The sequence below is a fragment of the Lamprobacter sp. genome, assembly GCF_034860625.1.
Lineage (GTDB): Bacteria > Pseudomonadota > Gammaproteobacteria > Chromatiales > Chromatiaceae > Lamprobacter.
Window position 1 is genome coordinate 1 of the sequence record NZ_JAYESN010000340.1, and the last position, 2,611, is coordinate 2,611.

General features: G+C 58.6%; 5 protein-coding genes. All 5 read right to left on the reverse strand.

Translation table 11 applies throughout. The features are described 5' to 3' along the window. The coding region (locus VBE63_RS27180; RefSeq protein WP_323686116.1) for a hypothetical protein at positions 1-219 on the reverse strand (219 nt) is incomplete at its 3' end. Continuing rightward, on the reverse strand, positions 216-584 hold the full coding sequence (locus tag VBE63_RS27185) for a DUF5615 family PIN-like protein (protein WP_323686117.1): 369 nt from the start codon (positions 582-584) through the stop codon (positions 216-218). The genes VBE63_RS27185 and VBE63_RS27180, both read right to left, overlap by 4 nt. Beyond that, the gene (locus VBE63_RS27190) at positions 581-814 is read right to left on the reverse strand and encodes a DUF433 domain-containing protein (RefSeq protein WP_323686118.1); all 234 of its coding nucleotides are present in this window, start codon (positions 812-814) and stop codon (positions 581-583) included. The genes VBE63_RS27185 and VBE63_RS27190 overlap by 4 nt, the downstream gene beginning before the upstream one ends. A gap of 185 nt (positions 815-999) precedes the next feature. Further along, positions 1,000-1,191, reverse strand: coding sequence for a hypothetical protein (locus VBE63_RS27195; RefSeq protein WP_323686119.1), 192 nt, complete (start codon positions 1,189-1,191; stop codon positions 1,000-1,002). A 76-nt stretch (positions 1,192-1,267) separates the two neighbouring features. After that, a complete protein-coding gene (locus VBE63_RS27200; protein WP_323686120.1) occupies positions 1,268-2,470 on the reverse strand; it encodes a restriction endonuclease subunit S in 1,203 nt (400 codons plus the stop codon). Between the last annotated feature and the right edge of the window lie 141 nt (positions 2,471-2,611).

Consider the following 2,611-nt stretch of genomic DNA (forward strand, 5'->3'; position numbering starts at 1 on the left):
GTAGGCCGGCTCCGGCAAGCCCGGATTCAGCCGCTCCAGCGCCGCGCGCAATGGACGCGTCAGCACCACTTCATGGTCGGACAAGCGCCCGAGCAGGCTGTCCGGCCCGAAGTCCTCCTGGTTGAAGGCGAACACCGATTCCCAGCCGAGCTGCTGTTGCAGATAGTCGGCCGTGGTCTGCTGGACCAGGGTGTCTTCGGTGTAGTGAGCGGGACTCATAGCGGCAAGATGCGCACTCGGCTTCGTCCGGGCTCGATCAGCAGCAAAGCACCGGATTCCAAGTCTTTGCGGAAGCGCCGCAGCGACGCGATGAGAGGCCCAGCGATCTGTTCGGGCAACACCTTGGGACCGCGGAGCTGAATCAGGCTCGGCCTGCCGGCATGCGTGAGTGCGAGCATGGTCGAGAAGTCGAGATCATGGCTGAAGACCGTGTAGCCCTCGGCAACCGCCCAGTCCATGATCTCGCGATCCGGGGCGGATGGATCACCGATGTGTGACCAATGCACGGCCTCGAATCCCGCTTCGTCAAGTACTGGAACCCAGTCCGGCGAGAGGTTGACGTCGATGACCAGCCGCAGCCTCATGCCGCCGAGAGATCCTCTTCCCGTTCCTCCAGTCGCCAAGCGGCATACGCGAGCGCAGCGTCCAGGTCCTCGGGCTCAAGGTACGGGTAGGCGGCCAGGATGCGCTCCCGGCTCACACCCGTCGCCATGAGTCCGAGCAAGGTCCCCACTGTCATCCGCAGACCGCGAATGCAGGGCTTGCCTCCCATGACGGCCGGATCCAGGGAAATACGATCGATTTGCGTGGTCATAGGCAGCGTTTTTCAGATTGGTGTCGAGTGAAATTAGGATAGCAGTCCGGGTGATCGATTGCGCTCAGCCTCGTAGTCACCGACTCTGCCCTGCTTCCTCATCCACCGCCTGAAGCACCTGTTCGAGGCTTGATCGGAACGACGCTCCAGCGTGGTTGTGATCAAAACGCTCTGATATCGCCGATTCAGTCCGGTCCTTGCTGATCCAACTCTGGCTTACCGTTGGTGTCGGGCGCAGCCTGATCCGCCACCACGGGCTCAAGACCCGCCTCGCGTGCTTGGCGTTGCGCCTTCATCGCGGCGCGCCTCAGGGCGATCTCGGCATGGCGGAAATCCGGGTCATCGAGGCGATGAACGGTCTGGGTATTCTCCTGCATGCTTGTCTTCCTGGTCGATCAATCGCGGCCTATGCAGCGCCCTTGGGTCCGGTGATGATCAGGATGTGCGGCTCCCTCATACGGCGATCTCGCCGTTCATGAGGCGGGGGAGGAGGAGATCGCGGGCTTTGGCCGCTTTCCTTGCCGCCGCTTCCAATGCGGAAATTTGATCTTCGATCGGTCCAACTTGCTCGGCGAAGGATTGCATCAGAGATTGATGTGGAATGACCAGCTCGACTTTTGCAAGTTTTTCGCGAGGTAAATGCTTGATTGTTGAACCCGTAAAAAGGCCAGCCAACTTTCCGGATTGCGCCTCATGGAACAAGCTGTGAAAAAGGAACCGATAATCCATGTCCTTAGCGGCACGAATCCTATGCAGCGCCTTTTGGAACATCATGCCAGGAATCTGGTCTTTCCACATTGCGCAACGCCCCGGTTCTCCTCCCTCACACATAAGAATGTCCCCGAGCTTTAAACTAAATTTCTCGAGCTCCCTTTGTTCAAAACGCATCTCGCGGAGGTTGTCGAGCACGATCCTGGCCCATCGGACATTTACATTAGCAAGATACGGCTTTAGGTCTCCACGGTTTTTCCGCTCGTCAAGCATCTTGCCAAGGTTGAACTCGGCGATGTCGACTAAAGGCTTCTGCTCCCACCCCACCGGCACGCCGTCGGTGATGGTGGCGTGCTCGTGGCCGGGGAAGCGGAGGTGGACGAACCACTCCTTGTAGAGCAGCCGCGCCGCCTGCTCCAGCAACTGAATCCGCCGCCGGTTGTTCTCGATCAGGTCGTCGTAGGCGGAGAGGATCGAGGCAATGCGCTCCTGAATCGGGAGTGGCGGAACTTCGACTTCCACTTTGGCGAGCTTTTCACGAGGCAAATGCTTGATCGTCGCACCAGTGAACAGAGGTGAAAAATGGCCGGCCCGTCCTCTGTAAAGAAAATAGTAATAAAGGTATTCATGGTTCAGACACTCGTGCGGTCTAATCCGGTGCAGAGCCTTCTGGAACATCATGGCGGGCATCTGCTCCTTCCAGATTGCACATCGGCCAGGCTCACCACCTTCGCACATCACGATGTCGCCGTATTTCAGTCCGAACCGATCTAATTCGCGCTGCTCAAAACGCATCTCTCGCAAGGCTTCGAGATCGAAGTCACCCCACCTTACGTTCACATTTGCCAGGTAAGGCAGCAGATCGCCCCTGTTCTTGGTTTGATCCAGCATTTTGCCGAGACAAAAGTCCGCAACCTCTTCAAGCGGTCTCTTCGGCCAACTCACCCCCCCAACTCCCCAAAGTTCTTCTTGATCGTCACGGCCAGCTCCACCGCCTCCGCATTGAGATCCTCCAACTCCACATGGATCTCCCGCAACGCCTCCTCGAAGTCGAAATCCGCGTCTTCCTCCTCGGGGGCGACGCCG

Bases quoted from the DNA above. Each gene is read 5' to 3' on its own strand.
- VBE63_RS27195 (WP_323686119.1), bottom strand. From the start codon at position 1,191: ATGCAGGAGAATACCCAGACCGTTCATCGCCTCGATGACCCGGATTTC.
- VBE63_RS27190 (WP_323686118.1), bottom strand. From the start codon at position 814: ATGACCACGCAAATCGATCGTATTTCCCTGGATCCGGCCGTCATGGGA.
- VBE63_RS27185 (WP_323686117.1), bottom strand. From the start codon at position 584: ATGAGGCTGCGGCTGGTCATCGACGTCAACCTCTCGCCGGACTGGGTT.